This window comes from Nocardia sp. NPDC056952 (assembly GCF_042674185.1).
Classification (GTDB): domain Bacteria; phylum Actinomycetota; class Actinomycetes; order Mycobacteriales; family Mycobacteriaceae; genus Nocardia.
This window is the reverse complement of the sequence record NZ_JBHURA010000003.1, coordinates 61,286-86,243: the sequence shown is the minus strand read 5'-3', so window position 1 is coordinate 86,243 and position 24,958 is coordinate 61,286. Positions and strand designations below refer to the sequence as shown.

Here is a 24,958-nt window from a genome sequence, read left to right as displayed (position 1 = left end):
GATCCGCGCGCGCCGGGGCACCGAAAGGAACGAGCTATGAGGATCGCTACGTCGAAGGACGGCACCGAACTCGCCTACGACGTGTCCGGTGACGGGCCTGCGCTCGTGTACATCACCGGCGCGACGTGTTTCCGGCGGTTTCGGCCGATCGCCGCCGACGTGCGGGTGTTCGCCACGCGCTTCACCGTGTACAACTACGACCGGCGCGGCCGAGGCGACAGCGGGGACGTACAGCCGTATGCGATCGAGCGGGAAGTCGACGACATCGAGGCGATGGTCGATGCCGCCGGTGGGCGCGCGATTCTCTACGGACATTCCTCGGGTGCCGCGCTGGCGCTCGAAGCGGCGGTACGGATGCCGGACAAGATCGACAGGGTCGTGATCTACGACGCCCCCTATGTGCACGACGAGGCCGAACGGGCGTCCTACGCCGAGCTGGCCGCGACGGTGCGTGCGCTGCTCGACCAGGCGAAGAACGCGCGAGCGCTGAAGGCGTTTCTGCGTGGGATCGGGATGCCGGGCGCGTTCGTCGCGCTGCTACCGCTGTTTCCCGGGTGGACGACGATGAAAGCACTCGCCCCCACACTGATGTACGACATCGCGATCACCGAGACACTTCCCCCGGTGGAACGTTTCGAGAAGATCCGGGTTCCCGTGAAAGTCGTTGTCGGGGAGAAGAACCCGCCCGGGATGCAGCAGGTGTCCCGGGAGCTCGCCGAGGCGATTCCCCAGGCGAGGCATCAGGTGCTCGCCGGGCAGGACCACATGGTCAGTGCCAAGGCGTTGCTGCCGATTCTCACCGATTCCGCCGCGAACGATTGAACCCGGACCTGGCTTATCGGCCCCAGATCTATGTCGTCGTCCACGACGCCGGGGGAATCGTTCGGGTGGGCGCGGGCGCGGCGGCCAGAGCCTCGGTTCGGCTCGGGTAGACGGGTAGCCACTCGGTGAGACCGGCCGCGACGATGATCCGGTTGGTGACCGACGGCACGGGATTGACCACACTCATGCGCAACTGACTCTGCTGCGCGCGGGTCGCCATGTCGAGGATCGCCCGGCAGGACATGAACGTCACGTCTCTGATGTCGATCACCAAGTGGCCCGACTCCCCCTCCGCCGTGATGGCTCCGTCGAGAATGGTGCGCCATCGAGGCAGGTTGCAGGCGTCGATCTCGCCGTGCACGTGCAGAACGGTGGCCGTGTGATGGAGAGTGACCTCCGCACGCAGTGTTGAGTCGGATTCATCGATCCGCGACGGTTGGTCGCCATGGCCGGAATGGGTGTTCACGAGTGCCCGATCCCTCGACACCGGCAGGTGTACACACTGCCCCGGCCGGTCCTGGTTGCTCAAGACCGGCTGGTGATTTCCATTTCAGCACGCTCAATCGACTGTGTCTGCGATTGTGATGGATCTGATGCGCCCGGCGTCGCGATCAGCGGCAGCCCTCGAGGGTGGCGTCGGCGAGCTCGCCGATCACATCGGCGATCTCGCGTCGTCGATTCATCGCCGCCAGCTGCCGGCGCGCGCCGTTTCCGCGCTCGCCGAGCGCCCTGACCGCATCGGTGACGAAGTCGTGATCACCACAACGATGCAATGCCGATGCGATGTCCTCGACGAGCCCGGCCAGCAGGTCCCGGTGGGGAACGACGCGCCCCGCGACGAGGTCGAGGCCGTTGCCGTCGAGCCCGGATCGCGCGGCGTTCCAGTAGGCGGCGCGCAGGACTTCGCCGGGCACGTTGGGAGCGGGAATGTCCTGCGCGATCGCGTCGAGCGCGGTAGTGACGATTCCGCGGATGAGGGCGGCCAGCAAGGCGGATTCCTCGGCTGTCGCCGGGACATCGCTCACGCGGATCTCGACGGTCGGAAAGGATTCCGACGGGCGGACATCCCAATAGACCATCTTGTTGTCCAGGATGCTGCCGCTGGATCGCATCATCGCGACGATCGATTCGTAGTCACGCAGCGACCCGAAATACGGCGGCGGACCCGCGCTGGGCCACCGGCGCCACAGAATACTGCGCCAACTCGCGTAGCCGGTCTCGCTGCCGCGGTAGATCGCCGAATTCGCGGTCAAGGCGAGCAGTACCGGCAACCGTGGCCGGACATGATTGCTCACCAAGACCGCGGTTTCGCGGTCGGGCACCGCCACGTGCACGTGGCACCCGCACAGCCCCTGCTCGTGGGCGATCATGCCGAAAGCGTGCGCGATGCGCTGATAGCGCGGCGTATCGGTGACCGGGTATCCCTCGGGGACGGTGGGTGGTACCGCGACCGCCAGCAACCGGGTGCCGTGCTCGGCCGCGCATTCGGCCACCCGGCGCCGTGCGGTCCGCAAGTCCGCCAGCAAGGCGCCGATCTCGGAGTGCACCGCGCTGCTCGTCTCGACCTGACAGCTCGTCAGCTCCAGCTGCAGATCGATCCCGGCCTTCTTCGCCGTCTCGGCGACCAGCGTGTTCTTCGGCGCGGGCGCGCCGGACTCGGGATCGGTCAGCAGGAACTCTTCCTCGACGCCGACCGTCGGTACATGCGCGGACACTTCTCACCTCCAGCACCTGCGGAGCGGGCCCGGGTCATCGGTCCGGTGAAGGACCGATGACCCGAGCGGCGTGACCGGTCAGTCGCGGAAAGCGTCCTTGACCTTCTCGCCCGCGTCCTTCAGGTTCGACTTGACCTGCTCGCCGCGACCCTCGTTCTCGAGATCGCGATCGTCGGTGGCGCGGCCGGTGGTTTCCTTGGCCTTGCCTGCCAGCTCTTCGGCCTTGTTCTTCGCCTTGTCAGCGATACCCATGGCATTCCTTTCAGGCTGTTTCTCGGCCACTCGGTGGCCGCGGGCCGTCCTGGGGACCCATCGACGGCCTACCCGGGTCTGTCAGGTGCAAACAGGCGCGGCGCCCAGGGTGAATAATCAACGCATGACCGAACTGGACAACGCATCCACCGCAGAGCGCGCGCTTGTCGAACGCGTGGTCGGGGTCGGCGACTCGTTGACGGTCGGCCGATTCCGGTTTCGATTCGCCACCCGGCAATGGGAATGGTCCGATGAGGTCGCGCGGATGCACGGCTACCAGCCCGGCACCGTGCCGACCACCGAGATGCTGCTCTCGCACAAGCATCCCGACGATCGTGATCGGGTCGCGGCCATGATCACCTCGGTCGAGGACAGCGGCGCGTTCTCCAGCCACCACCGCATCATCGATACGCACGGCCGGGTACGCGATGTGCTGGTCGTGTCGGAGCCGCTCGTCGACGCGGACGGGACGGTGATCGGCACCGAGGGCTATTACATCGACCTGTCCGACACCGCGGCCGGATACCGGCGCGAGGCACTCGACAGCACCCTGCCGGGGCTGCTGGAGGCGCGCATGGTGATCGAACAGGCCAAAGGCGCGTTGATGCTCGCCTACAGCGTCAACGCCGACCAGGCGTTCCGGGTACTCCAGTGGCGCTCACAGGAGACCAACGTGAAGCTGCGCGCCATCGCCGAACGGCTGGTGGCCGCGCTGCCGACCGTGGCCGGTGACGAGGTGCGGTTGCGCACCCGGCTCGACCACGTCCTGCTGACCGCGCACGAAGGCGCCCAGGTGGACGCCAACGGTTAGTGACGACCCGCGACCACGCGGAAGATGTCCAGCCGCGGATCGCTCGCGTCGGGCACGTTCATGCTTCCGCGGCGACTCCGGTGCGCAGATAATCCATGACGGCCGCGTCGATCCGCTCGCCCGGCACGATCGCGGGAATACCGGGTGGGTACGGGGTGAGTTGCTCGGCGGCGATCCGGCCGACGGTGGGCGCGCAACCCGTCGGCGGCTTGGTAACCCCTCGCGCCGACAGGGTGAATCCGTAGCGGCTGAGCCCGCGGCAGTCGGCTACCGCGGCGACCAGCGGGGCCGTGCGGTGGTCCATCGAACCGACCTCCCTGATTGCCTATAGCCGCGCCGCGAGGCCGGGGCGCGGTGACACCGAGGACACGGGCCGAGCCGAGCCGGGGGCGAGTGGCTCGGTGAGACCTCGAAGGATCGGCGGCGGGGGCAGGTCGGGGCCGGGCGGCTCCGGCGGAACAGGCACCGGATCACCGGGACCGGGCGGAGTCGGCGGGGCGGGCACCGGATCGGGGCCGGGCGGGCTCGGCGGCGGGGGCACCGGATCCGGGTCGGGTGGGCCCGGCGGGCGAGGAATCGGATCCGGGCTCGGCGGGCTGGGTGGGGCGGGCACCGGATCGCCCGGGTTCGGCAGGAACGGGTCCGGCGGAGGGCCTGGTGGTGTGGGTTCCGGCGGTGTCGGCACCGGGCTCGACTCGGTGCGCTCGATCGCGAACATCATCGCCTCCTGTCATCGGGTGTTGCGGCGGGCGCACGCCGTTGGGCACCCGCGAAAAGCCGCGACGCAGGTCGAGCGCGCACCGCGATGACGCCGTTGGCATCGTGATGGTGCGCTCGACCTGCCCCGAGGTAACTCCGGTGTCGACACCGTCCTACGAAAGCGTGGCTGAGCCGGTTCTTCGGCGCCCGTTCCACATTCGGCCGATCGCCACACTTGATGGGATGCCCGCGCACTCGCACTCGAAACGACGGACGCGCGCAGTGTCGGTATCGGGTCAGGCGTCGGCTTCGATGCGCGCCCACGCACGATGCTCGGCGAGATCGGTGAGCAGCGCGCTCGTCGCTGCCACCGCGTCGGCGACGGTGATTCCCGGTGCATCGGGTTCGATGTCGTTGCGCTGCAGCACCGAGGCCGCTGTGCCGACCGCGGCGATCGCCTTGCCGTGCCGCCACATCTCCTCGACCAGCAGGTTCACGCGGGAGTCCGCCGGCGCGGCCAGTAACAGCGCGCCGTCGAATTCGACCGATCGCATGGTGGCGAAAGTCCGTGCCACCGGCACACCGTCGATGACACCGCCGCGCGCCGCGACGACCATCGGCCGGACCCTGGCCTCCTCCAGCGCGGTCGAGACCTCCCGTATCGCTTCGCCCGAGGTGGTGTCGTCGACCAGCAGGGCCACCGTGCGCCCGTCCACCGGGAAGCTGCCGTGTCGCTGCGACAACGCGGGACTCGGTGCGAGGTCGACATGGTCGCTGTTCGGGGCGGGCTTGTCGAGGCCGAGTTGACCGGCGACGTACTCGGCCAGCCCGTCGTCGACATTGACCAGCATCTGCAGAGCGCGCCGCTGGATCGTCTCGGACTGGCATTTCCCGAGTTCGAAGGAGAACGCGTCGGCGAGATGCCGCTGTTCGCCGGTGGTCAGGCTGCGATAGAACATGCGCGGCTGCGAGTAATGGTCGGCGAACGACACCGATCCCGCACTGTTGGCGGAGGTCCGCAGTTTCGCGGTCGGCCGCGGAATGGGTGTCGGCGATTCGACGAAGGCTTCGCCGGCGAAACTCGCCGCGTAGGGGCAACCGCCGCCGAGCGAATTGGGTTTGTAGGCAGCGACTCCGGGGTGCACGGCACCCTGGTGCATCCCGTCCCGAAAGAGGTCGTTGACGTCGGCGTGCGGCGTATTGATCGGCAACTGGGTGAAATTCGGGCCGCCGAGCCGGCTGATCTGGGTGTCGAGATAGGAGAACAGCCTGCCCTGCAGCAGCGGGTCGTCGGTGACCTCGATGCCCGGAACCAGGTGTGTGGGGCAGAAGGCGACCTGTTCGGTTTCGGCGAAGAAGTTCTCCGGATTTGCCGTGAGCCGTAAGGTGCCGATGGTCCGCACCGGCGCGAGTTCTTCGGGGACGATCTTGGTCGGGTCGAGCAGATCGATGCCCTCGAAGAGGTGCTCGGGGGTGTCGGGAAATACCTGCACACCGAAATCCCATTCCGGTGCGTAGCCTGCCGCGATCGTGTCGGCCAGATCCCGGCGATGGAAATCCGGGTCGAAACCGGCCGTGAGCTGCGTTTCCTCCCACAGCATCGAATGCACGCCCAGGCGCGGCTTCCAGTGGAATTTGACCAGACTCGTCGTGCCGTCCTCGGCGACGAGACGATAGGTGTGGACGCCGAATCCCTCCATCATCCGCAACGACCGTGGCAGCGCCCGGTCCGACATGTTCCAGAAGGTATGGGCGGTCGCCTCGGTGTGCAGTGTGACGAAATCCCAGAAGGTGTCGTGGGCGGACTGCGCTTGCGGAATCTCACGATCCGGCTCGGGCTTGCCCGCGTGGATCACATCGGGGAATTTGATCGCTTCCTGGATGAAGAACACCGGAATGTTGTTACCGACCAGGTCATAGACCCCTTCGCCGGTATAGAACTTCACCGCGAAACCGCGGGTGTCGCGCACCGTGTCGGCCGACCCACGTGAGCCGAGCACCGTCGAGAACCGTACGAAGACCGGGGTGCGCGCGTCGGCGGCCAGGAACTTCGCGCGGGTCAGCGACGCGGCGGCGCCGTTGGCGACGAACACACCGTGGGCGGCGGTGCCACGAGCGTGCACGACCCGCTCGGGGATGCGTTCGTGATCGAAGTGGGTGATCTTCTCGCGCAGATGGAAGTCCTGCAGCAGCGTCGGGCCGCGCGGTCCCGCCTTGAGCGCGTGATCGGTGTCGGCCACCCCCGCGCCCTGCGGGGTGGTCAGCCGAGGTCCCTGCTGGGCGCGCACGCTCGCGTCACCGGGAATCGGCGCACCCGTGGGGCTGCGCAACGCGGGCCCCTGCTGGTCGGCTGCCGGACCCGCCTGCTCACACGGTGTCCCGGCGTCCTCGTCGGGCGGAGTCGGCGGATGGGTGAATTCGGAGGGAATATCGCGGTCGGTCATGGTATTTCGTCGTCCCTTCGTCGCGCGCGGGGAATTCGGAGAACGGCCTGCCACTTCTTCGACGGACTACCGCGTTATCGGCGGGGCAAACAGCGGTTCGGACTCGGCTCGTGGGGTAAGCGGCGCGTATGGAGATAATTGCGATCGTGGCTTTGGTTGCCCTCGTCGCGGTGGTGCTGGTGATGCGCAAGACCCGGGGCAGGCGACCGGGAGAACCGGAGTCGACGGGCAACGACCCGAAATGAGCTCGAGGCGTGACCCGGCGGTTACGGGGTAACCTCCGACAAACAGTAGTGGATGAGGGAGGTGGCGTGCGGGCTCGAGATCGCGACACCGCTCCCCGCTCGAGAACTGTCGGGTTCCAGGTGCCCGCCGAACTGGACCAGCTGAGCATGGTGCACGCGCTCGCCGAGACGGTGCTGCTCGTGGGCGGTTTCGCGCTCGACGAGGTCACCGACCTGCTGCTGGCCCTCGACGAGGTCGCCACCGCGTTGATGCTGGTCGCGACGAAGGACTCCCTGCTCGACTGCGCGTTCACCGGTGGGGACGGAGCGCTCGGCGCCCGGGTGAGCGCAGTGGCACGAGAGCCCACCGCCCTCGATGAGCAGTCCTTCGGCTGGCATGTCGTCGCGACGCTGACCGACGCGCTGCGCACCGACTACGCCGGGTTCGACGCAGCCCGCGACGGCTACCCCACCACGGTCGAATTCGGCTGGATCCGGCGATTGCACGGACCTGCCAAGTCGTGACCATTGCGCGCTAGCCTCGTGGGTAGGGCATAGCCCCGGGTCCCGGTGGGTACCCCATGAACACATCTGCAACCGCCTGGAAGTGAGGCAAGTAGCGATGACATGGGAATCAACGACAGCTTCGGCCGACCGTTCGACCGCCCGGCGATCTCATTCGCACGGCGACAGCTACGACAACATCGAACCGTGGTTCGAGAAGCTGCGGGCGCTCGAGCCCGGCGACGAACACCACGACACCGTGCGCGCACAGGTCATCGAACTGTGCTTGCCGCTCGCCGATCACATCGCGCGCAAGTTCAACGGCCGTGGCGAGCAGTTCGACGACCTCGAACAGACCGCCAGGGTGGGGCTGGTGCTCGCCGTAGATCGCTATGACGTCACCCGCGGCTCCTCCTTTCTGTCCTTCGCGATCCCCACGATCATGGGTGAGGTGCGCAGGCACTTCCGTGATCGCACGTGGGCGGTACGGGTGCCACGACGGCTCAAGGAGATCCAGCTCAGGATCGGGCCCGCCACCGAGGAACTCTCGCAGCGGCTCGGCCGATTCCCCACCGCGCACGAACTCGCCGACGAGCTCGATGTCGACCTGGTCGAGGTCACCCGCACGCTGGTCGCGGGCAACGGCTACCAGACCAACTCCATCGACGGCGTCACCCACGACGGCCGGGACAACTCCACCCAGCCGATCACCGACACGCTCGGCAGCGACGAGCCTTGCTACCAACTCACCGAGGACGCGATGGCGGTCCGTCCGCTGATCGCCGCGCTGCCCGCCGAGGAACGGCAGGTGCTGATCATGCGTTTCTACGAGTCCCAGACGCAGGGCCAGATCGCCGAGCACCTGGGTGTCTCGCAGATGCAGGTCTCGCGGATCCTGTCGCGGACCTTGACCTTCCTGCGTGAGCAAGCGCTCGCCGAGCCGACGTCGACTCAGTGACAGCGGCGCTGACACGTGCCAGAATTGTTCCAGGTTGAGACCTCCAGCCGACCCCGGTCCTCGTCTACCGCTCCCCCCCAGCCGGTAGATGCCTGTCGGCAGCGACGACCGGTCATTCCTGTCGCACAGGAGGTTCTATGTCTGTGGTCACGGATCGTCGGCATTCGAGTCGGCTGCGCTGGTACCGCGGATGCTCCGCGGATGCCGCGGCCGAGCTGGCCTTGCGCGACCCGGGACGACCTGGCTGCTGGGTACTCCAGGGCGGCATCGAGCTCGACGCGGCGCGCCTGCCACGATTTCGTTCGCTCCTCGATCGCTCCGTGCGTTCGGGCGCACGCGTCGTCGTCATCGACCTGCGCGACACCGAATTCCTGAGTATCCGCGTCGCGGCGATGCTGCGCGATGCCAAGGTCGAGGCGTGGACGCACCGGGTCGACATCCGCCTGCTCACCGGCACCCGCGAGGTGGAGCGAGCACTGGATCTGGTCGGTGTGCGGCCGCTGTTCCGGTGTTACCTGTCGATCGATGAGGCCTCCCGATCAGAACCAGGTCACTGACAGGCCGTTTCGCTCACCCTGATCCTGGGTATGCGCTCGATGAAGCCACTCCGCGCACGCTCGGGAGGAGGACATCGTGGATTCGAGCGACCGGATCATCACCTCGACCCGCGCGACATCGACCCGCGTCCAGATCGACGCCGATCTGAGCCAGGTTGTCATGCTCCGGGCGGTCGCCGAAACCGTCGCCTTGATCGCCGGTTTCACCGTCGACGAGGTAGCCGATATCCGCGTAGCGCTCGACGAGGCGGCCACCTGCCTGATCCTCGACGCGGTACCCGAATCCCAGATCCACTGCGAGGTGACCGCCGACGGATTCCGGATCCGGATCGCTGTCACCGCGGTCTGTGACAGCGACCACCCGATCGACACGACCGGATTCGGCTGGCACGTGATGCACTCGATCACCGACCATCTCGCCGCCGAACACGAGACCTACGACCGGGAACAGGGCGGTTACCCCGTCGAGATCGCCTTCACACAGGTGCGACGGGTGCACTGAGCACCTCGCGTAACGAGCTGCGATCCTCGTTCCAGCACGTCAGTACGTGATCGGCGAAGCGATCCTCGAGCAGGTTCGTCGCCTGGATGCCGAACACGACCGAGGCGGCCTGGCCGGGTTCGGTGGCCAGCAATCCGGCGATGACATCGCGGCGCATCACCTGTTCGTGCACGGCGTCGGCTTCGACGTGTTCGGCGTAGAAATGCGCGCACGCGGGATGCGGGAGCAGCGTGCGGGCGAGCTCGGCCAACCGGCGCGACGCAGGCGGCGAGGTGATCTCGGCATTCGCGAAATGGCCGATCAGCGCGCCGCGCAGGCCACGGTGCAGGCCGAACAACGTCATCATGTCCACCAGCGCCAGCATCGGCGCGGGCACGGTGTCGAGGTAGTGCAGGTAGCCCGGCTCGAGGTCGGCGCCGGACAGCAGATCGGCGAAGAGTCGCGCGTGCACGCGTTCGCCGCGGCCAGCGCCGAACTCGTCGAACTCGACCGCCACCAGCGACGCCTTCACCTGTCCGCGCAGGCGCGGGATCACCCAGGCATACGGGTCGGCTTCGATGTGGTGATAGATCGAGCGGTGGACGAAGTATTCGCGCAACCGGTCGGCCGTCCCCCGCTCGGCGAGGAATCCCGCGATGCCGTCGGTGTCACGGGTCGGTTCGAGGAGACGGTCGAGTTCCGCCTCGACGTCCTCGCCGCCGGGGACATCGGCATGCAGGGCTGTGAGCAGCTGGTTCTCCAGGTCGCGGCGCAGGCGCAGCAGGTCGGGGTCCCACTCCCAGTTCTCGTCGACACCGCCGAATCCCTGATAGTGCAGCTCGTAGCAGGTGTGCAGGGTCAGCAGAAGATCCTCGCCGTAGGGGTCGAGGCCGCCGGCCTCGGGAACTGCCGAACCCGGTGTCCGCGTGAGCAATTCGGTGACTGCGGCAGACAACTCGCCACGCGGCCGCGGCAGTGATCGCAGCGCCGTCATGGGGCACTCCTCGGATGACGTCGGCGCCGGTGGCTCGTATCGCACAGCGGGTAGGTGCTCGACCGGCGACACAGACACAGCGCCACTACGAAACGGTCGCAGTGCAGGACCGTCCCGTCGGGGGTGACCACGTCGACGGGACCGTCGATGAGCGCGGGCCCGCCGTCGGTGAGCACGACCCGCCGCGCCTCAGGCTGGGTCGGCGACGGGAGATGATGTTCGGTCGACACGGATCACCACCAGTTCCTCCTCGCGCTGACCGGGCTGGATGAAGCCGTTGGCGGCCAACCATCCGGCGCGAGACCGCATGACCGGCCCGAACGGCACCGTTCCGGTCGCCGCGACGTGTGCGTTCTCGCCCAGTCCACGCAGTTGGCACAGGCTGCGCTCGGGGTCGCTGATCGCCGAATGCACGATCAAGCCGACGCCGCGCTCGGTGAGCAGATCCGGCAGCATCGCGCACAACCGGTCGAGCACGCTTCGGCCGTCGGGGCCCGCGTCCCAGGCCAGCGCCGCCCCGCGACCGGTCGCCCGGCCCGCGGGAACGTAGGGCGGATTCGCGACCACCACGTCGAAGCGCGGCAGCCGCAAGGCAGATCCGAAATCGCCGTGCAGCAACTCCACCGCGATGCCGCGCAATCGGCAGTTCATCCACGTCGACATCAGCGCCGACCAGGACAGGTCGACGGCGGTCACGCTGCCTGCACCCGCCGCGGCGGCGGCCATGGTGAGCGCGCCGGTCCCCGCGCAGACATCGAGCACTCGCCCGCCGGGTAGCGACGGCACTTCACGCATCGCACGACTGAGCAGCCAGGTATCGGCCTGCGGCCGGTAGACGCGCGGCGCCCGCAGGACGACCATCTCAGTGTCCCCGGGGCTCGCCCAAGGCGAGACCCTCCTGCGCCTTCACCCGCCGGTGCTCGGCGACAACGAGCCCGATCCCCACCACCAGACACACCGCACACGCCACACCCGCGATCACGGCCCAGCCGCCGAAGCCGTACCCGGCCGCGGTGAGCGTGAGACCGAGCAGCACCAGCCCGATAGCGGCAAGAATCAATCCGGGCCAATTCCTGGTGTCTCTGATCGACTCGCCCGCATGGGTGCGAGTGGTCCGAGCGTCATCGGGAAACTGTTTCTCTGACTGATTCATCGCGCAGCTCCTTTTCGAGGACGACACCGCCCTGTCGTGGACATGCCCGCAATCCGTCGAAGCAATCAGCCGCCCTCGCGCCGACCCGGTCGAAACACCGATCGACCAGGTGATTCAGTTCGTTTCGATGACCTCGGTCACCGGGCGGCGCGGGGTGGCCTCCAAGGGTGCCGCGGCGTGCGGCATGACGCCGACTCGGATCATGACGTGCGGATAGGCGCATTCCTGGAGGACCGTGGTGCGGATCTGGTCGCGTAGATCCAGCATGCCGAGCGGTTCGGATTGCAGGCTCGTCGCCAGGCCGAGGTAGGTGGCCTGCAGCAGGATCGCGCTCGTCGCCTGACCCGCGCGCAACTGGGAGACGCGGTTGTCGTGCGGGGTGCACACGACCAGCCAGTGGGCGGAGTCGGGCTCGTCGGTGTACTCGGACAGTTCCGCTTCGGCGAAGACCCGCACCGGTAGTTCGTCCGATGAGCGTGCGGCGGGCGCGTTGCGGGCAGGTACGCCGTTGGGCTCGCCGTGGCAGCCGCTCCATTGATCCAGTTCCGCCAGGTAGTTCGTGTCTGTCGCGTGCCGGGCGGCGGCTCGGCGCATGGGGGCGGCCAGCTGCGAGAGCATGCTGTCGGGGACGTGCCGGGCCGCGGCCCCGAATCGAGCCGCGCATCGCGACACCGCACGCAGGTCGCGCGCGGGCACCGGCACGCCGGGATAGCGGCGCCGATCGGATTGGCGCAGGTGGATGGCGGCGGCCAGCCGGATATCGCGATCGGACGGCGGACGCGGTGTGAACCGCACCTTCGCGAGGTGGTCGGGTCGATCCGGGTCGGGCAGCCGATCGATCTCGGCCTGCCAGCCCAGCATGGCGAAGGCCACTTCGAGATGATGCAGCGCGGCGCCGCAGCTCACCACGAGAGCGCGTGCCAAGGGGTCGGTGGCGGGTACCTGACGCCCGAAGTCGGCGAACAGATCGACGCGGCCGCGCTGGATCCGCCAGCGCCACGGTTGGGTGTTGTGCACCGAGGGAGCACGCACCGCCAATTCGAGTGCGTCTCGGCACGTTGTGATGCTCGGCATGTCTCGCCAGTCTTCCTTCCTGTGCAGGTCGACGTACTGCGGCCGGACCCGACCCTAGGTGGCGAATCTGAGAAATTACACAGCCGGATAGACCTCGGTCGGGACGCTGGTGGCCGCTGCCCAGTGCAGCAGGCAGTCGCGGGTATCGAAGTGCCGCACGTCGCCGGCACCGAGGTCGACGGTGATCCATCGGGTGTTGACGTCGTGATCGATGCGCTGCCAGCTGTCGCAACCATCGCGGTCGCAGTGTCGAGCCAAGGCCATCGGAACGCTCCTACTCGTGATGCGAAGAGACCAGGATATAGGGGCATTCGGTGTGGTCAGGACCACTCCTACGACTTCGGGGTCATAGCGAGTTGATGAATCCGTCGCACACGCCCGTCGTCGGCGACGCTGCCGATCATGATCCATTCGATCCGCAGGTGTCCGAGCTTGCGAGCCGCGCGTTCAGTTATCTCTGACATACCTGACAATTTTAAGTGGGCTGTTATCGTTGTCAATCGTGTCAGAGATAAGGCGGCGCCGTCAGCGAGTAGAGGTAGGACGCAACCGGTCGGCGCTGGTCGCGGCCGCGATCCGGGTACTGGGCGAGCATCCGGAGGCGAGCATGGCCGAGATCGCCGCCGCGGCGGGGGTGACGCGCCAGACCGCGTACGCGCACTTCGGGACCAGGGAGATGTTGCTGGCGTCGGTGCGCGACGAACAGAGCCGACGCACGCTCGACGCACTGGAAGCCGCCGACCTCGACACCGGCACCGCCACGGCGGCTCTCGACCGGTTCCTCGCCGCCGTCGCCACGATGCTGGCCGAACAGACGAGATTCGACTTCTCCAACAGTGACTTCGCGGCCGACGCCGCACGCCACGTACCGGTCGAGGACAACCTCGACGCGCTGATCCGGCGCGGCCGCGAGACCGGAGAATTCACGACGGATCTGTCCACCGAATGGCTCGTCGCCGCGACGATCGCGCTCGGCCACGCGGCGGGGCAGCAGCTGCGCGGCGGCCGGGTCGACGCGGCCACGGCGGCCACTCACTTCCGATCGTCGGTTCTACGCCTGTACGGCGCCGGCTGACCGGGCTCGGTCGAATCCTGAGCCCGGTCCGCCGAGTACTACGCGGGCAGTCGCGCCTCGATCGCGTCGATGATGCGCGGACGCAGATCCGCGACGCTGACGATGGCGTCCACCGAACCGACCTCGACCGCGCGCTGAATGTTGTGCACGCGGTCGAATTCCGCGGCCACATCGCCCAGCTTCTCCGCGCGCACCGAGGACCGTGTCTCGTCGAGTTCGGCACTCAGCGTCGCGCGGTCGGTGCCGACGGCATTGGCCACCCGGCTTTCCAGCTCCCGCACGCGTGGATCGGCCGCGGTCCTGGCCTTCACCTCACCGGCGAACACCACCGCGGCGGCAGGCGCGCCGCCGAGCACCGAGGCGAACGACCCTTCGAGCGCGAGCACCGTCATGTTCGGGTTCAGTGCCTTCGAGAACACCACGAACGCACCGCCGTGGTAGCGCGAGATCACGCAGAACACGATGGGGCCGTCGAAATTCACGATGGCGCGGCCGATTTCGGCGCCGTACTCGAGCTGCAGCTTGCGCATCGATTCGGGCGACCCGTCGAAGCCGGACAGGTTCGCCAGCACCACCAGCGGCCGGTTACCGCTGGCCGCGTTGATGGCCCGTGCCGCCTTCTTCGACGAACGCGGGAACAGGGTGCCCGCGGTGTAGGTGTCGGGGCCGTCGGTGGACGGGAAGCCGCGTCGCGCCACATTGCGTGACTCGATTCCCAACAGGCACACCGGGATTCCGCCGAGGTGCGCGTCGTGCACCACCGCGGTCTCGGCGTCTGCCATCCCGGCCCAGCGCTCCAGGACCGGGTGGTCCTGGTCGGCCAGCGCCCGCATCACGGTGCGAATGTCGAAGGGCTTCTTGCGATCCGGGTTGGCGTGGGCGGAGAAGATCTCGCCGACGGTGGCGAAGCTGCTGTCCGCCAGCACATGCGGGAAGCTCGAGATGTCGCGGTCGACGGGATCGCCGGTCGCGGCCCGACGCGGCGCCTGCTCCCCCGGGGCGACGTAGGTGTGGTCGTAATGGGCCATCAGCACATCGCGAGCGGCGGACAGGTTCGGCGCCCAGTACTGCGCCTGCCCGTTCGGGCCCATCACCCGGTCGTAGCCGCCGATGCCGAAGTTGTCCTCGGCCGAGACGCCGCCGGAGAAGTCCAGCGACTGCTTTCCGGTGAGCACCATGGCCGAGTCGGGCGTCATGACCAGCACACCCTTGGTGTGCATGAGCATGGTGGCCTCGGCATTCCAGTACGGCTGCGCGCCGACGTTGATGCCGGCGACCACGATATTGATCTCGCGACCGTCCTGGGTGAACTCGACGATCCGCTTGAGCGCGGCCGCCACCCAGTCCATGTTCTCGGTACCCGAGGACATCGAGATCCGCGCGCCCGAGGACAACGCGTACCACTCGAGCGGCACCTGCAGGCTCTCGGCCAGATCCAGCGCGGCGATCACCCGGCGGCATTCCGGCTCCGAGAGCGCGCCGAGGGACTTGGTGGGGTCACCGAGCAGCAGCACTCGGGTCACGCCCTGCGGATGCTGCGCGGTCGCGGTGGTCACCACACCGGCGACGATCGCCGCGGTGTTGTGGCCCTTGGGCCGATCGACCGGCACCAGCGCATGGTTCGCGTCGAGATCGTATTCGGCGAAATCGCCCAGCAGCGAGGTCAGTTCGTACGGGTACACGGTGTTGCGGGCCGCGGCGCGCAGCACCTTCTGCCGGTATTCGTCCAACGGCTCGACGGGTTCGTCGGTCCGTTCGCCGACCGTCACGTCGGATCCACCGTCGGGACGGAACGAGATGCGCACGCCGACCTTGGTGAGCTCGCCGGTCTCGGGATCGCGCTGGCGGGCGATGAGCAGGATTTCCTCGAGCCCGGCGCCCGCGGCCGTCGGCAGCACGTGGCCGCCGATGGTCTCGAGCTCCGCGCGGGTGACATCCATGTGCGGCCAGATGTACATCACGATGCGGTTGGTGTTGAGCCGCTTGGCCGAGGGGAACCGCGACTGGGCCCGCCGGATCGAGTCGACGCAGGTGGCGATGGCGCTCTCGGCGGTGGGCAGGGCGACCAACCGGCCGTCGTGATCGCGCAATGCCGCGAGGTCACGGACCTGAGCGAAGGCGATCAGGCGCTCGTCGGAGGGGTTCTCCTTGGCCACGCCGCGGAACAGGTAGACCTCTTCGTCCGAGGACGGCAACCGGGTGAGGTCGAACTTGCGCAACCGCTCCAGCTGCATCCGCTGCGCGATGTAAGGGTGCAGTCCGCGGATCAGCCGTTCCTCGGCCATCCCCGTGACCGACGGACGGAAGGTGAAGTGGTGGTGCATGACCGAGCCGCCGCTGCCCGCGACGGTGGCGGTGATCCGGTGCACCTGATTCGGCACCGGGTGCGCGCCGAGCACCTCCTGCAGGGCCGCGGCCATCGCGTCGAAGTCCTCGGGCTGCGATTCCCAGCTGAGGTAGATGTCGGCGTCGATGGAGACGGCGCCGCTCGCCAGTTCGGCGAGCCCGTCCAGTGCGGCGTCGAGCTTGTCGAAGCCGACGGCGGTCGAGACCAGCGTCGAACCGTAGCGTTCGGCCACGACGAACGTGGTGTCGCCGACCTGTTCGGTACGGACGCCGGTGAGGCCCTTGTTGCCGTAGTAACGCCGGGTCAGCACCTCGAGCATCGAGGTGTGGTCGGGCTTGTCGCGCTCGAGCCGCTGGCCGAGCAACCGCACCAGGGGTTCGGTGCTGCGCACCATTTCGGCGATCCGGGCGCCGCGGTCATCGGCGGTCGGGTTCGCGTCCAGGTAGCTCAGGTGCCTACGGACGTTGGTGTACACGCGAGCACGGTTGCGGCGCAGCAGCGGCTGGCCGTACCAGGCGTAGACCAGACCGCGAGCGAGATCGGCGATCACCGGGAAACGCACCTGCGTCGCCGCGACGAGGCGCTCGAGCGCCAGGCCGACGGGTTCGCGCAGCACCTGGTCGGGCATCGGCTCGTTCAGCCATTCGCGCAGCAGCGCGGTGACGACGGTGACGGTGTCGGTGGGACGCTGCTGCGCGAGGAAGATCCGGAAGACCGCCGCTTCGAGGTCGGGCGTGCGGTCCAGCTCGGTGATCCCGTAGTGGCGCAGCGCCGTACCGAGTTTGGCCTGGTAGGACTCGGGGAGCCCGGCCCGCTCGACATCGAGGCTCTGCAGGTAGGTGTGGAAGTACTCGCGGGCGCTGTGGACGTGGCTCTGGCCGTGATCGTCGTCGGCCGACCGATTGTGGCTCAGCTCGGCGAGATCGGCGAACATCTGCACCAGTTCGAGCTCTTCGGCGAGCGGGCGCAGGCTGTCGGCAACCGCTTCGCGACGGGCCGTGAGGTAGTCGTCGAGGACGCGACGGTCGTCGTGCGGGTCCACGTCGAAGCCGAGCAGCAGGCTGCTCAGATCCTGCAGACCGCGTGCCACGCGCTCGTGGGCGCGCAACGGTGTCGGCGCGCTGGGCAGATCGAGCTCCACAGTGCCGGTGGTCTCGGCCTCGGCGGCTTCGTCGCCGTCGGCGAGCGGTTCGAGCCGCAGCAGCGGCGCGCCCGCTTCGACCTGGGTGCCGACCGAGACCGCGCATTCCTTCAACCGGGCCCGGAACGGTGCGCGCAGCACCGTTTCCATCTTCATGCTCTCCAGCACCAGCACGGGCGCTCCGGCCTCGACCTCGGCGCCGACCTCGAGCGGCGTGCCGACGACCAGCGCGGGGGCGGGCGAACGGACGACACCGCCCTCGTCGCGGCTGATCCGGTGGGTCACGCCGTCGACGTCCACCACGTGGGTGGGTCCGTGGGTGCCGGTGATCAGGCGGTAGCGGGTGCCGTTGACGACGATCTGGCCGGTGTGGTGATCGAAACGCTCCAGATCGACATCGGCGGTGCGCAATTCGCCACCGGCCTCGATGCCGACGCGGAAGCGGTGCGCGCCGATCCGGGCCACGCGCACGCGGTAGCCCGCGCCACGCAGTTTCAGATCCAGCGGCCGACCGCTCTCGTGCTGCACCTGCGGACGCCCGCCGGACGCGGTCGAGAGCAGTCGATGCCGCTCGACCCGCTCGTCTTCCTCGTAGGCGTCGATCGCGGCCACCGCCAGCGCGACGGTGGAGTGCCGATGGGTCACCAGGCGGCCTTCGCCGCGCACCCGGTCGATCCAGCCGGTGTCGGCGCTGGCGTCGATGACCTCGGGCTGGTCGAGCAGGTCGAGGACGAAACTCTTGTTCGTCGCGCCGCCTTCGATGACGACGCGGGTCTGGGCCATTGCCCGGCGCAGTCGGCCGAGGGCCTCGTCGCGATCGCGGCCGTAGGCGATGATCTTGGCGATCATCGAGTCGAAGTCGGCCGGAATCGTGTCGCCCTGGCTGACGCCGGTGTCGACGCGAATACCGGGGCCCGCGGGCAGATCGAGGCGCACGATGCGGCCGGGCGCGGGCGCGAAGTCGCGGTCGGGGTCTTCGGCGTTGAGGCGGGCTTCGATGGCATGGCCGCGCTCGACCGGCGGCTCACCCTCGAGCTTGATGCCCGAGGCGACCCGCAGCTGCGCGTGCACCAGGTCGAAACCGGTGGTGAGCTCGGTGATCGGGTGCTCGACCTGCAGGCGGGTGTTGACCTCGAGGAACGCGAACAGCTGGTCACCGGGGTGGTAGAGGAACTCGACGGTCGCCGCGCCGCAGTACCCGACCGCGATCGCCAGGCGCTCGGCGGAGCCCTTGAGTTCGGCGGTCTGCTCGGCGCTCAGTACGGGAGAGGAGGATTCCTCGATCACCTTCTGATTGCGTCGCTGCACCGAGCAATCGCGCACGCCCAGCGCCCACGCGGTGCCCTGACCGTCGGCGATCACCTGGACCTCGACGTGGCGGGCGCCCGTGACCAGGCGCTCCAGGAAGACGACGCCGCTGCCGAAGGCGCGGGCGGCCTCCTGCTTGGTGCGCTCGTAGGCGTCGACGAGTTCGGCCTCGTTGGTGATCACGCGGATGCCGCGACCGCCACCACCGGCGGTGGCCTTCAGCATCAGCGGGTAGCCGATCGCGGTGGCCGCTTCGATGGCGTCTTCGACGGTGTCGACCGCGCCCCGGCTCCACGGCGCGACGGGCACGCCGACTTCCTCGGCGATCAGCTTGGCGCCGATCTTGTCACCGAGCTTGCGCATCGCCTCGGCGCTCGGCCCGACGAAGGTGACGCCGATGTGGTCGCACAGTTCCGCGAACGCGGGATCCTCGGCGACGAAGCCCCAGCCGACCCAGGCCGCGTCGGCCTTGGTGGCCACGAGGGCGTTCTCGAGGGCTTTGAGGTCGAGATACGGGCGGGCCGAGGCCGGACCGAGGTCGTAGGCGATATCGGCTTCCCGGACGAAGGTGGCATTCCGGTCCACGTCGGTGTGCAGGGCTACGGTTTCGATCGGTAGCCCGGTTGCCGCCGCCAGATCACGGACGGCATGGATGAGGCGCATAGCGGCCTCGCCCCGATTCACGATGGCGATACGGCTGAACACTCGCCGACTCCTTCCATTTACCCAGGACATCGTCCTGCGGGTGAGATTTGCAACTCCCGGTCCGTGCGCAGTCTGCACCCCCGTGCCCCATATACAAGCACCGTGCGCGGGTTACCGGCACGTAGCCAAGGCACGAGCGGCCGCCGAGCACCATACAACCCGACGAACGCGAGCGGCCGAAGGCGCTCAGATGACCGCTGGCGGGCGTCGCGATGCCCGCTGGTTGAACAAGTATCTCCCCCGAGTGAGTGGACGGCCAAGGTCTGCGGTCCCGGACCATCCACTCACTTCGAAATCCTATCAATCATGTTGACCTACAACATATTCGAGGTGAACTTCCACCCGTCCCACCAGGTGCGGGACGCGGGCGGACCTTCGACTGTCATCCGTGCCATAACTCCGCGCCCGAGATCGTGAGTTCTTCCAGTCGGCGCGCCGAATCGGTCGCTTCGGCACGCGGGCTTCTACCGTCGGGTCCGTGTCAGCAGACTCTCCCGGCAACGCCGCCCCCTCCTATGACTACGACGTCTTGATCGTCGGATCCGGGTTCGGTGGCAGCGTCACCGCCCTGCGCCTGGTGGAAAAGGGATACACCGTGGGTGTCCTCGAGGCCGGTCGCCGGTTCGCGGACGCGGACTTCGCCGCGACCAACTGGGATCTGCGCCGGTATCTGTGGGCCCCAAGGTTGGGTTGCTACGGCATCCAGCGCATTCACCGCCTGCGCGACTGCTTCATCCTGGCAGGCGCCGGGGTCGGCGGTGGTTCGCTCAACTACGCCAACACCCTCTACAAACCGGGATCGGCGTTCTTCGGCGACCGGCAGTGGGCCGATATCACCGACTGGGACGCCGAGCTCAGCCCCCACTACGACCAGGCCCGCCGCATGCTCGGCGTCGTACGCAATCCGCACATGACGCCGGCCGACACGATCATCGAGTCGGTGGCCCACGAGATGGGAGTCGGTGACACCTTCGTGCCGACCCCGGTCGGGGTGTACTTCGGCGAACCCGGCCGGACCGCCGCCGACCCGTACTTCGGCGGCGTCGGTCCCGAGCGCACCGGCTGCATCGAGTGCGGGGAATGCATGACCGGCTGCCGTCACGGCGCCAAGAACACCCTCGTCAAGAACTACCTCGGGTTGGCGGAGCAGGCCGGCGCCGTGGTCTCGCCGATGACCACGGTGACCGCGATCCGGCCCCAACCCGACGGCAGCTGGCTGGTCGACACCGAACGCACCGGGAAGTGGATCCGCAAACACCGTGCCACCCGATCGGCGCGACATGTCGTCCTGGCCGCGGGCACCTGGGGCACCCAGCACCTGCTGTTCCGCATGCGCGACACCAAGGTGCTTCCCGGGATCTCGCCGCGACTGGGTGTGCTCACCCGCACCAACTCCGAGGCCATCCTCGGCGCCGGACGCACCGAGGTCGACCCCGCCGTCGACATCACCAAGGGCGTGGCGATCACGTCCTCGTTCCATCCCACACCGAACACCCATGTCGAACCCGTGCGCTACGGCAAGGGATCCAATGCCATGGGACTGCTCAACACCTATCTGGTCGACGGCGATCAGCGCCTGCCGCGATGGTCGCGGGTGCTGCTCATCGCCGGGCGACACCCGGTGCAGACCGTGCGGCTGCTGCGCACCAACCGGTGGAGCGAGCGCACGCTGGTGCTGCTGGTGATGCAGAGCCTGGACAACTCGATCACCACCTACACCCGGCGCGGGGTGTTCGGCCGCCGGTTCACCAGCAAGCAGGGTTTCGGCGAACCCAACCCTTCGTGGATTCCGCCCGGGCACGAGGCGACCCGGCACGTCGCCGCGAAACTCGGTGCCACACCGGGCAGTACCTGGCCCGATGTGTTCAACGTCCCGATGACCGCGCACTTCATCGGCGGTTGTGTGATCGGCACCGATGCGAGCGACGGCGTCATCGACCCCTATCACCGGGTCCACGGCTACCCCGGTCTCAGCGTCGTCGACGGTTCGGCGATCTCGGCCAACCTCGGTGTCAATCCGTCACTGACGATCGCCGCCCAGGCCGAACGCGCGGCCGCGCTGTGGCCCAACAAGGGCGAACCGGATCCGCGCCCGGCGATGGGCGTTCCGTACGAGCGGATCGCCGCGGTGGCACCGAACAACCCCGTCGTTCCCGCCACCGCGACCGCCGCCCTTCGCCTGCCGATCTGGCCGGTCACCGCGTCCACCCACGAGGACCGCTGAGCTCGGTGTAGAGAATGCGATGAGATCGCCGACCGAGACTTTGTGACCTCTCCCGCCTCCCCCGCTTATCGCGCTGCCGCACCGTGATTCGACTACCGTCGCGCACAGCATTTGAGTTGGTTGGAAGGTGGCAGTAAGCGTGGTAAGTACCAAGGCGAAGCTCGACGGGCTGGCCGAGATTCTGGCGATCGCCGCGGAACCAGCAGGTGAGGCCGCCGTAGCCAAGCGAGCGAAGAAGGGCGTTCCGAGCGTTCGCGAGCGGATGAACATGCTGCTCGACCCTGGGACATTCATCGAAATCGGAGCGCTGGCACGACAGCCCGGACAGCCTGATGCCCTCTACGGTGACGGACTGGTGACCGGTCGTGGGCTGATCCACGGCCGGACAGTGATCGTGATCGCTCATGATCCGACCGTGTACGGCGGGTCGGTCGGTATCACGGCGGCGCGCAAGTTCATGCAGGCGCTGAAACTCGCGTTCGACAACGGGTGCCCGGTGGTGACGATCAACGAGTCCCCCGGCGCACGGGTTCAGGACGCGGCCGGTTCGCTCGCCTCGTTCGGCGATATGACCCGGGTTCTGGAGAAGCTGTCGGGCTATGTGCCGCAGGTGTCGATCATGCTCGGCAAATGCGCGGCGGGCTCGGTCTACGGGCCGATCAATACCGACGTGCTCGTCGGCACGAAGGACACCTACATGTTCGTCACCGGGCCCGACGTGATCAAGGCCGTCAACGGTGAGGACATCAGCGCCGAGGCGCTCGGCGGCGCGGAGGTGCAGGCCAAACGTGGCACCCTGCATCACGTCGCGGACAACGAGCAGGAAGCCTTCGACTGGGCCCGCAACTACCTCAGCTACATGCCGTCGAGCTGCCTCGAACAGCCGCCGGTCGTCAATCCCGGCCTGGAACCCGACATCACCGCCTACGACCTGGAACTCGAGACGATCATCCCGGATTCCGATCGTGCGGGGTACGACATGCACGACGTCCTGTTGCGCCTGTTCGACGATGGTGAATTCCATGAGATCCGAGCGGCTTTCGCCCCGAACCTGATCACCGGGTTCGCCAGGGTCGACGGCTACCCGGTCGGCGTGATCGCCAATCAGCCACTGGTCCTCGGCGGGTCCGTCGACGCCGCGTGCTCCGACAAGGGCACCTACTTCATCCGGCTGTGCAACGCCTTCAACATCCCGCTGATCTTCGTCACCGATACTCCCGGCGTGCTGCCCGGCCTCGATCAGGAAGACGCGGGCGTGATCATCCGGGGCGGCCGGATGCCGCGGGCGATCATCGAGGCGACAGTACCGATCATCAGCCTGGTGGTGCGCAAGTCCTATGGCGGCGCCTACGGAATGATGGGCTGCCGTCAGGTCGGTGCCGACGTGAGCTTCGCCTGGCCGACGGCCCGGATCGCCGTGATCGGCGCCGAAAGTGCGGTCGACCTCGCCGCCAAACGCCAATTGGCCGCTGTCCCCGAGGAACACCGCGCCGCGGCGCGCGATTTCATGATCAACCAGTACAACGAGACCATCGCCACCCCGTGGGTCGCCGCCGAGCGCGGCTACATCGACGCGGTGATCGAGCCCTCACGCACCCGCCTCGAGATCCGGCACGCACTGCGCCTGCTGCGCGACAAGCCGCCGGTCAAGCCGGAGTTCAACCCGCGTAAGCACCCGCTCTATCCCATGTGATCAGCCTGCGCGCGAACTGGTTTCGCTCGGGCTTCGATAGAGCTCTGTTGATCCGGACCCACGGTGGGCCCGGATCAACAGAGCGGCGCGCAGATGACACAGACCGGACACGTCGTTGAGGTCGAACCCGGTCATCTGGCCGATCCTTTTCAATCGGTAATCGACGGTGTTCGTGTGGATGAACATCATGCGAGCGGTCCGCGCCCGCTGCATATTCGTGGACATGTACACCTCGAGCGTGCGTAGTAGTTCCGGATGCGCTTCGAGGGAATCGACGATGGAACTCAGATAGTCGCGCGCGGGGCCCGGCCGGGTCAGCTGATATTCGAAGGCCAATTCGTGCGGACGATATACCTTGCTCGGACCACCGAATCGATGCACGATTTCGACGAGTTCATGGACTTGCTCAGCGGCGTGCGGGATTTCGGGCGGCGTCGCCGACGTCGCCACCGCACGCACCGGCACCTGCGCCGCGGCGGACAGGTGCACGATCAGCTCATCCAATTCCACCTGGGTGAATTCGTGCGCGGGCAACAGCAGAGTGCCGCCGTCCACGCTCAACAGCGACAGCACCTTCCCTTCACAGCGGTCCGCCAGTTCTGCCTGCACGCGGCGCAATTTGCGTCGGGCGACGACTTTGGCGTCGAGGGTGGGATCGAATTCCTCCGCGTGCGGCGGTAGTTCCAGTGCCATCACGTGATAGCGATCGGCGACCTCGATGCCGCATTCGCGCGCCATCGTCGAGGTGTTCTGGCCGCCGAGCAGCGCCGAGGTGAGGGTGTGCACCGCGGTGTGATGCTCGCTGTCCACCGATCGCAATTCGCGGACGTAGGCCACCGAGACCGCCGAGGTGATCATCTTCTGGGCGTCCATCAACCGCCGAGCCACCCCGACCACGGTGTCGTAGTCATGATTGGTGACATTGGTGATGACGAGATCGAAGCCGAGTTTGAAGCCCTCGTGCACGGCGTCGTGAATGGTGTCGATCGGGATTCCCTCGCGCGCCCAATCGGCGGCGGCGGCCTGTACTCGCTCGACCCGTCCCGGGATATCGCGGCCGTCGAGCATGCTCCTGGTCAGCTCGAGACAGACGCGGGTCACCGTGGTGACGTCTCCGTCGAGCGCTTCGCCGGGCAGCGTGCCGCACGGCACGACATTCTCGATGAAATGCACCACCATCTGGCGGGATATCGTCCGCACATCCTTCAAGGGGTTCGACACGGGCCGCCCCGAAACGGTCAGGAACGGCTCGATGGAAGTTGCGCCAGCCATGATGAATCCTTCCCACCCAGATCACTGGGCAAGCCCCCAAACTACCGTGAACGACAATCCCCCGTCCAACCTTCACTTGTGACAAAGAGTAAGAGAAGGCTGGATCAATGATGCTTTCCGACAAACAAACCCGCGGGCCTGCGGGTCCACAACGATGCGGCGGTGGCGGATCCGAACCGGAGCCGCGCACATCTTCACTCCGTGAACGGTGTCGCCACCGCCGCATTTAGCCGTGTCAGTCGGTTACAGGCAGAAGCTGACCTCGAGCACCGGGAGCGGAAGGGGGACACACACTTCCACCGAACCCGAGACGGGCGCAGGCGCCGCGGCCGTGGCGGTGCCTGCGCCGATCGCACCGGCTGACAGCACGATCGCGGCGACGGCGAGCGGACGGGAAATTCTGAAGTTCATACGGTCATCCTTATTTGCACTCTGTGAAGCATCCCAGCTTCGGGACATCTCGATCAGATCACGGTCACCATGCAAACCGCTATCACCGTGCACA

The 24,958-nt window shown here is 67.5% G+C and carries 24 protein-coding genes and 1 pseudogene; 9 read left to right on the top strand and 16 right to left on the bottom strand.

From position 1 onward, the window contains the following. Positions 1-36 precede the first annotated feature (36 nt). Positions 37-822 (top strand): alpha/beta fold hydrolase, encoded by a 786-nt coding sequence (locus ACFTS5_RS12100; RefSeq protein WP_378630205.1) that lies wholly within the window; start codon positions 37-39, stop codon positions 820-822. 28 nt (positions 823-850) lie between these two features. On the opposite strand, the gene ACFTS5_RS12095 is transcribed toward ACFTS5_RS12100, so the two are convergent. The 3 genes from ACFTS5_RS12095 to ACFTS5_RS12085 form a co-directional block, all read right to left on the bottom strand. After that, on the bottom strand, positions 851-1,288 hold the full coding sequence (locus ACFTS5_RS12095; protein ID WP_378630202.1) for an anti-sigma factor antagonist: 438 nt from the start codon (positions 1,286-1,288) through the stop codon (positions 851-853). 145 nt (positions 1,289-1,433) lie between these two features. Next, on the bottom strand, positions 1,434-2,537 hold the full coding sequence (locus ACFTS5_RS12090) for a glutamate--cysteine ligase (RefSeq protein ID WP_378630200.1): 1,104 nt from the start codon (positions 2,535-2,537) through the stop codon (positions 1,434-1,436). 78 nt (positions 2,538-2,615) lie between these two features. Further along, entirely contained in the window at positions 2,616-2,789 is a 174-nt protein-coding gene (locus ACFTS5_RS12085; RefSeq protein ID WP_378630197.1) for a CsbD family protein, read from the bottom strand. 124 nt (positions 2,790-2,913) lie between these two features. Between ACFTS5_RS12085 and ACFTS5_RS12080 the strand changes: the two genes are divergently transcribed. Further along, on the top strand, positions 2,914-3,600 hold the full coding sequence (locus tag ACFTS5_RS12080) for a PAS and ANTAR domain-containing protein (protein WP_378630196.1): 687 nt from the start codon (positions 2,914-2,916) through the stop codon (positions 3,598-3,600). Here the strand turns inward: ACFTS5_RS12080 and ACFTS5_RS12075 are convergent. The 3 genes and pseudogenes from ACFTS5_RS12075 to ACFTS5_RS12065 form a co-directional block, all read right to left on the bottom strand. Beyond that, positions 3,597-3,781, bottom strand: a pseudogene (locus tag ACFTS5_RS12075) (ornithine decarboxylase); the annotation flags it as partial. The gene ACFTS5_RS12080 and the pseudogene ACFTS5_RS12075 sit on opposite strands and share 4 nt — an antisense overlap. A gap of 144 nt (positions 3,782-3,925) precedes the next feature. Further along, positions 3,926-4,318, bottom strand: coding sequence for a hypothetical protein (locus ACFTS5_RS12070; protein ID WP_378630194.1), 393 nt, complete (start codon positions 4,316-4,318; stop codon positions 3,926-3,928). 277 nt (positions 4,319-4,595) lie between these two features. Beyond that, entirely contained in the window at positions 4,596-6,743 is a 2,148-nt protein-coding gene (locus ACFTS5_RS12065) for a catalase (RefSeq protein WP_378630193.1), read from the bottom strand. 311 nt (positions 6,744-7,054) lie between these two features. Between ACFTS5_RS12065 and ACFTS5_RS12060 the strand changes: the two genes are divergently transcribed. The 4 genes from ACFTS5_RS12060 (at position 7,055) to ACFTS5_RS12045 (ending at position 9,488) form a co-directional block, all read left to right on the top strand. Beyond that, the gene (locus ACFTS5_RS12060) at positions 7,055-7,492 is read left to right on the top strand and encodes an anti-sigma factor (RefSeq protein ID WP_378630190.1); all 438 of its coding nucleotides are present in this window, start codon (positions 7,055-7,057) and stop codon (positions 7,490-7,492) included. Between the two features lie 97 nt (positions 7,493-7,589). Next, positions 7,590-8,429: an RNA polymerase sigma factor SigF gene (locus tag ACFTS5_RS12055; protein ID WP_378630189.1), complete on the top strand. Its 840-nt coding sequence runs from the start codon at positions 7,590-7,592 to the stop codon at positions 8,427-8,429. Positions 8,430-8,566: 137 nt separating this feature from the next. Further along, complete coding sequence (locus ACFTS5_RS12050; RefSeq protein ID WP_378630187.1) at positions 8,567-8,986, top strand: STAS domain-containing protein; 420 nt, start codon at positions 8,567-8,569, stop codon at positions 8,984-8,986. 76 nt (positions 8,987-9,062) lie between these two features. After that, positions 9,063-9,488, top strand: coding sequence for an ATP-binding protein (locus tag ACFTS5_RS12045; RefSeq protein ID WP_378630186.1), 426 nt, complete (start codon positions 9,063-9,065; stop codon positions 9,486-9,488). On the opposite strand, the gene ACFTS5_RS12040 is transcribed toward ACFTS5_RS12045, so the two are convergent. The 7 genes from ACFTS5_RS12040 to ACFTS5_RS12010 form a co-directional block, all read right to left on the bottom strand. Then, positions 9,463-10,461, bottom strand: coding sequence for an iron-containing redox enzyme family protein (locus tag ACFTS5_RS12040; protein ID WP_378630184.1), 999 nt, complete (start codon positions 10,459-10,461; stop codon positions 9,463-9,465). The genes ACFTS5_RS12045 and ACFTS5_RS12040 overlap by 26 nt on opposite strands. Beyond that, positions 10,458-10,637, bottom strand: coding sequence for a CDGSH iron-sulfur domain-containing protein (locus tag ACFTS5_RS12035; protein ID WP_378630182.1), 180 nt, complete (start codon positions 10,635-10,637; stop codon positions 10,458-10,460). The genes ACFTS5_RS12040 and ACFTS5_RS12035 overlap by 4 nt, the downstream gene beginning before the upstream one ends. A gap of 13 nt (positions 10,638-10,650) precedes the next feature. Further along, positions 10,651-11,322 carry a HemK2/MTQ2 family protein methyltransferase gene (locus ACFTS5_RS12030; RefSeq protein WP_378630181.1) on the bottom strand — a complete coding sequence of 224 codons (672 nt, stop codon included), beginning with the start codon at positions 11,320-11,322 and terminating at the stop codon, positions 10,651-10,653. 1 nt (position 11,323) lies between these two features. Continuing rightward, positions 11,324-11,614 (bottom strand): hypothetical protein, encoded by a 291-nt coding sequence (locus ACFTS5_RS12025; RefSeq protein WP_378630179.1) that lies wholly within the window; start codon positions 11,612-11,614, stop codon positions 11,324-11,326. A 114-nt stretch (positions 11,615-11,728) separates the two neighbouring features. Beyond that, positions 11,729-12,688 carry an Acg family FMN-binding oxidoreductase gene (locus ACFTS5_RS12020; RefSeq protein WP_378630178.1) on the bottom strand — a complete coding sequence of 320 codons (960 nt, stop codon included), beginning with the start codon at positions 12,686-12,688 and terminating at the stop codon, positions 11,729-11,731. A gap of 75 nt (positions 12,689-12,763) precedes the next feature. Beyond that, positions 12,764-12,952, bottom strand: coding sequence for a hypothetical protein (locus tag ACFTS5_RS12015; RefSeq protein ID WP_378630176.1), 189 nt, complete (start codon positions 12,950-12,952; stop codon positions 12,764-12,766). A 68-nt stretch (positions 12,953-13,020) separates the two neighbouring features. Continuing rightward, positions 13,021-13,152, bottom strand: coding sequence for a hypothetical protein (locus ACFTS5_RS12010; RefSeq protein WP_378630174.1), 132 nt, complete (start codon positions 13,150-13,152; stop codon positions 13,021-13,023). A 38-nt stretch (positions 13,153-13,190) separates the two neighbouring features. Between ACFTS5_RS12010 and ACFTS5_RS12005 the strand changes: the two genes are divergently transcribed. Continuing rightward, positions 13,191-13,763, top strand: a complete 573-nt coding sequence (locus tag ACFTS5_RS12005) for a TetR family transcriptional regulator (protein ID WP_378630171.1) — start codon at positions 13,191-13,193, stop codon at positions 13,761-13,763. 38 nt (positions 13,764-13,801) lie between these two features. On the opposite strand, the gene ACFTS5_RS12000 is transcribed toward ACFTS5_RS12005, so the two are convergent. Next, on the bottom strand, positions 13,802-19,264 hold the full coding sequence (locus ACFTS5_RS12000) for a carboxyl transferase domain-containing protein (protein WP_378630170.1): 5,463 nt from the start codon (positions 19,262-19,264) through the stop codon (positions 13,802-13,804). A 478-nt stretch (positions 19,265-19,742) separates the two neighbouring features. Here ACFTS5_RS12000 and ACFTS5_RS11995 point away from each other — a divergent pair, with 478 nt between their 5' ends. Further along, the gene (locus ACFTS5_RS11995; RefSeq protein WP_378630167.1) at positions 19,743-21,488 is read left to right on the top strand and encodes an FAD-dependent oxidoreductase; all 1,746 of its coding nucleotides are present in this window, start codon (positions 19,743-19,745) and stop codon (positions 21,486-21,488) included. 139 nt (positions 21,489-21,627) lie between these two features. Further along, entirely contained in the window at positions 21,628-23,181 is a 1,554-nt protein-coding gene (locus ACFTS5_RS11990; protein WP_378630165.1) for an acyl-CoA carboxylase subunit beta, read from the top strand. Here the strand turns inward: ACFTS5_RS11990 and ACFTS5_RS11985 are convergent, their stop codons facing one another. Together ACFTS5_RS11985 and ACFTS5_RS11980 are read right to left on the bottom strand one after the other, a co-directional pair. Then, a complete protein-coding gene (locus tag ACFTS5_RS11985; RefSeq protein ID WP_378630163.1) occupies positions 23,182-24,453 on the bottom strand; it encodes a PucR family transcriptional regulator in 1,272 nt (423 codons plus the stop codon). A 243-nt stretch (positions 24,454-24,696) separates the two neighbouring features. Next, on the bottom strand, positions 24,697-24,864 hold the full coding sequence (locus ACFTS5_RS11980) for a hypothetical protein (RefSeq protein ID WP_378630161.1): 168 nt from the start codon (positions 24,862-24,864) through the stop codon (positions 24,697-24,699). Positions 24,865-24,958 lie beyond the last annotated feature (94 nt).